Origin of the sequence: Acidovorax sp. (assembly GCF_022763525.1) — a bacterium.
Lineage (GTDB): Bacteria > Pseudomonadota > Gammaproteobacteria > Burkholderiales > Burkholderiaceae_C > Acidovorax.
In genome coordinates, this window is the sequence record NZ_JALEGG010000065.1 from 1 (window position 1) to 4,091 (window position 4,091).

3 protein-coding genes and 1 pseudogene are annotated in these 4,091 nt (G+C 65.7%); 3 read left to right on the plus strand and 1 reads right to left on the minus strand.

The window, feature by feature from the left end:
• From MRY84_RS04750 to gudD, 3 genes and pseudogenes are all read left to right on the plus strand, one after another.
• Positions 1 to 114, plus strand: a pseudogene (locus MRY84_RS04750) (5-dehydro-4-deoxyglucarate dehydratase); the annotation flags it as partial.
• A gap of 81 nt (positions 115 to 195) precedes the next feature.
• Positions 196 to 1,179 (plus strand): tripartite tricarboxylate transporter substrate binding protein, encoded by a 984-nt coding sequence (locus tag MRY84_RS04755; protein WP_291504597.1) that lies wholly within the window; start codon positions 196 to 198, stop codon positions 1,177 to 1,179.
• Positions 1,180 to 1,229: 50 nt separating this feature from the next.
• On the plus strand, positions 1,230 to 2,582 hold the full coding sequence (gudD, locus tag MRY84_RS04760) for a glucarate dehydratase (RefSeq protein WP_291504598.1): 1,353 nt from the start codon (positions 1,230 to 1,232) through the stop codon (positions 2,580 to 2,582).
• Between the two features lie 61 nt (positions 2,583 to 2,643).
• On the opposite strand, the gene MRY84_RS04765 is transcribed toward gudD, so the two are convergent.
• Positions 2,644 to 4,083 (minus strand): ATP-binding protein, encoded by a 1,440-nt coding sequence (locus tag MRY84_RS04765; RefSeq protein ID WP_291504599.1) that lies wholly within the window; start codon positions 4,081 to 4,083, stop codon positions 2,644 to 2,646.
• Positions 4,084 to 4,091 lie beyond the last annotated feature (8 nt).

The following is a 4,091-nucleotide window of genomic DNA, read 5'->3' on the forward strand; positions in this document are numbered from 1 at the left end:
GGTGCGCGCATCGTGGGCCACGACGGCGGGCCGGTGCGCGCGCCGCTGACGGACTTGAAGCCCAGCGAGATGGAAGAGCTCAAGGCGCTGATCGACAAGCTCGGCCCGCAGTAAGCCGCGTTTTGACCCCCTTCACCCGCACCCCCGCCCAAGGCCCCGCAGAAGGCCATCGACCATCCCTTTGGAGACACATCCATGTTCCTTGCTAAGAAACTCCTGTTCATCGCCAGCGCCTGCAGCGTGGCCTTTGCCGCGTCCGCCCAGACAGGCGCCTCCACGACGTGGCCTGACAAACCCGTGACCATCGTCGTCCCATTCCCTGCAGGTGGTTCCACCGACATGGTGGCCCGTGCCATGGCACAGCAGATGGGCGACAAGCTGGGGCAGAACTTTGTGGTGGACAACCGCCCTGGCGCCACAGGCACGCTGGGTGCAGGCGCAGTCAAGCGCGCCGCGCCAGATGGGTACACGCTGCTGGTGTCGTCGCTCGGTGCCTTTGTCGTGGCGCCGCACCTGCTCAAGAGCGTGCCTTATGACGCGCTCAAGGACTTCGACTACATCACCGTGCCCGTGCAGGCGCCCAATGTGCTGGTGGCCTCGCCGGGCCAGAAGGCCCGTACGGTGAAGGAGGTGATCGCCCAGCTGAAGGCCAATCCCGGCAAGGTGAGTTTCGCGACGTCTGGCAACGGCTCTTCAGACCACCTTTCAGCCGAAGTGTTCTGGCAGCAAACCGGCACCGAAGGCCTGCACATCCCTTACAAGGGGGGCGCCCCGGCCATCAATGACCTGTTGGGCGGGCAGGTGGACTTTTCGTTCCAGAACGTGAATGCCGTGCTGCAGCACATCCGCGCAGGCAAGCTGCATGCGATCGCAGTGACCGGCGACAAACGCAGCCCTGTGTTGCCCGATGTACCCACGCTGGCCGAAGCGGGTGTAGCTGGTGCCGAGGTGTACTCCTGGCAAGGCATGGCCGCACCCAAGAGTTTGCCCGCCGCCGTCAAGCAAAAGCTGGCAGAGGCCGCCATCGCGGCGATCAACGACCCTGCAGTGAAGAAGCGCATGCTGGACCAGGGCCTGGAGATTGTGGCCAGTACCCCCGAGGCTTTCACTGCCTACCAGGCGCGCGAGTTCGCACGCTGGAAAACAGTGATCGAGACGCGAAAAATCACTGCTGATTGAGTCCTTCCACGGGGCGCCTTGGTGTGCTCCAACTCCGCTTCCCGAACTCCATGACCACCACTTCCATACCCTCTGCCACCAGCACCCCCGTCATCACCGAACTGCGCGTGGTGCCCGTGGCGGGCCACGACAGCATGCTCATGAACCTGAGCGGCGCGCACGGCCCCTTCTTCACGCGCAACCTGCTCATCTTGCGCGACAGTGCAGGCAACACCGGCGTGGGCGAGGTGCCCGGCGGCGAGAAGATCCGCCAGACCATCGAGGATGCGCGCCCGCTGATTGTGGGCAGCCCCATTGGCCACCACAACGCCGTGCTCAACGCCATGCGCGCCCAGTTCGCCGACCGCGATGCGGGCGGGCGCGGCCTGCAGACCTTTGACCTGCGCGTCACCATCCATGCCGTGACGGCGGTGGAGTCAGCCTTTCTGGACCTGCTGGGCCAGCACCTGAACGTGCCCGTGGCCGCGCTGCTGGGCGAGGGCGTGCAGCGCATGTCGGTGCAGATGCTGGGCTACTTGTTCTACGTGGGCGACCGCGAAAAGACCGACCTGGCCTATCGCACCGAGCCCGGTGCCGACAACGACTGGTTCCGCCTGCGCAACGAAAAGGCCATGACGGCCGAGGGCATCGTGCGCCTGGCCGAGGCCGCGTACCAGCGCTACGGGTTTGCCGACTTCAAGCTCAAGGGCGGCGTGCTGCGTGGGGACGAAGAGGTCGAGGCCATCCGCGCGCTGCACGAGCGTTTTCCCGAAGCGCGCGTGACGCTGGACCCGAACGGCGGCTGGCTGCTGAAAGACGCGGTTCGCCTCGCCCGCGACCTGCACGGTGTGATGGCTTATGCCGAAGACCCCTGTGGCGCCGAAGGCGTGTTCTCGGGCCGCGAGGTGATGGCCGAGTTCCGCCGCGCTACGGGACTCCCCACGGCCACCAACATGGTGGCCACCGATTGGCGCGAAATGGCGCACAGCCTGGCGCTGCAGTCCGTCGATATTCCGCTGGCCGACCCGCACTTCTGGACGATGGCGGGATCGGTGCGCGTGGCGCAGATGTGCCAGGCCTTCGGCCTGACCTGGGGCTCGCACTCCAACAACCATTTCGATGTGTCGCTGGCGATGTTCACGCACGTGGGCGCCGCCGCTCCGGGCCGCGTGACGGCCATTGACACGCACTGGATCTGGCAGGACGGCGAGCGCCTGACGAAAGAGCCGCTCCAGATCAGGAACGGCTTCATCGAGCTGCCCCAAAAGCCCGGCCTGGGTGTGGAACTGGATATGGACGAGGTGGAGCGCGCCCATCGCTTGTACCTGCAGCATGGCCTGGGGGCGCGTGATGATGCGGTGGCCATGCAATACCTGATCCCGGGCTGGAAGTTCAACCACAAGCAGCCGTGCATGGTGCGTTGAACGGGCCGCCTGAGCGAAGGAGGGCGAGGCCCGCCTGCGAGGCGGCCACCCTCATGCGTGTTCAGGCGGTTCTGTCTTCCGCGCGGCGCCTTGGCAACTGCCGCTTGACGGAGGGCCTTTGCAGGCGCTGCTTGGGGTCGGCTCCCTTGGGCAGATCCGTGGCGCGCTGCAATTGCAGGTGAGCTACCAGGCCGCCGGTGCTGGAGTTGGCGAGTGCAAAAATGCCGCCCATGCGCTGCACCGTCTTGTCGACAATGGACAGGCCCAGGCCCGCGCCAGCGGCCGCGGTGCGCGCGGAATCGCCCCGGAAGAATGGTTTCGTCAGGTTGGACAGCTGCTCCGGGGGCACGCCCGGCCCGTGGTCGCGCAGTTTGACAAGGACCCAGTTCTCGCGGCCCTTGGCGGCGATGTCGACACTGGTGATGCCGGTGTCTTCCGTCTTGCCATAGCGCCGCGCGTTTTCCAGCAGGTTCGAGATCACGCGGGCGAGCTCGACTTCATCCGCCAGCACGTTGAGGTCTTGCGGCACCGTCATGGTGATTTGCAGCTCGCGGTGGTCCTGCACTGCGTACACGCACGATGACACCACCGCATGCAGATTGACCGGCGTGAGGGTCACATGGTCGGGCCTTGCGTAGTCGAGGAACTTATCGATGGTGGCGTCCAGCTGCACGATGTCGGCCACCATGTGTTCGCGCGCGACTTCGTCGTTGACGCTCATCTCGGTTTCCAGCCGCAGCCGCGCCAGCGGGGTGCGCAGGTCGTGCGAGATTCCAGCGAGCATCACGGCGCGGTCCTGCTCCAGCTTGGCGAGCTTTTGCGCCATGCGATTGAAGCCGATGTTGACCTCGCGGATTTCGCTGGTCACGACTTCTTCATCGAGGTGGCTCGCGGCGAAGTCGCCATCCTTGACCCGGTTGGCGGCATACGACAGCTGCTTGAGCGGCCGGTTGATCAGCCGCGCGATGGCAGCAGCCCCCGCCAGCGAGAGCGCCCCCGCCGTGATGAGCCAGATCAGCCATGTGCGGCCGCCTGCGGGGCTGAAGCGGGAGCGGTCCATCAGCAGCCAGTTGGGGTCGCCATTGATGTTGAAGCCCACCCAAAGGCCGGTTTCGCCGTTGACGTTCTGGGCCACGATGGTGTCGGGGCCGAGTCGCTGGGTGAGTTCGTCGGTCAGGCGGTTGCCCAGAGCGGTGCTCTCCAGCAGCTCGAACTTGTCGCTGGGCTCGCGCGGCAGGATCCGCACGCCTTCCTGATCCGCCATGGTCTTGATGAGTGACACACGGGCGATGGCGTCCGAATGCACCAGCGCGGCGCGGCTCAAATTCACCAGCGACGCGATCTGCTGCGCGGTGTGCAGCGTACGCGGCTCGAACTCCAGAGCCCGCAGCGTTTGAAGCCAAGCCAGGATGCTGCCCACCAGCAGCAGTGCCAGCAAGAAGAAGGTGCGCCAGAAAAGGTTGAGCCCCACGCGGGCCCGTTGCTCCCTGGACTCTCTCAGGGACTCCA

Bases quoted from the DNA above. Each gene is read 5' to 3' on its own strand.
- MRY84_RS04755 (WP_291504597.1), top strand. From the start codon at position 196: ATGTTCCTTGCTAAGAAACTCCTGTTCATCGCCAGCGCCTGCAGCGTG.
- gudD (WP_291504598.1), top strand. From the start codon at position 1,230: ATGACCACCACTTCCATACCCTCTGCCACCAGCACCCCCGTCATCACC.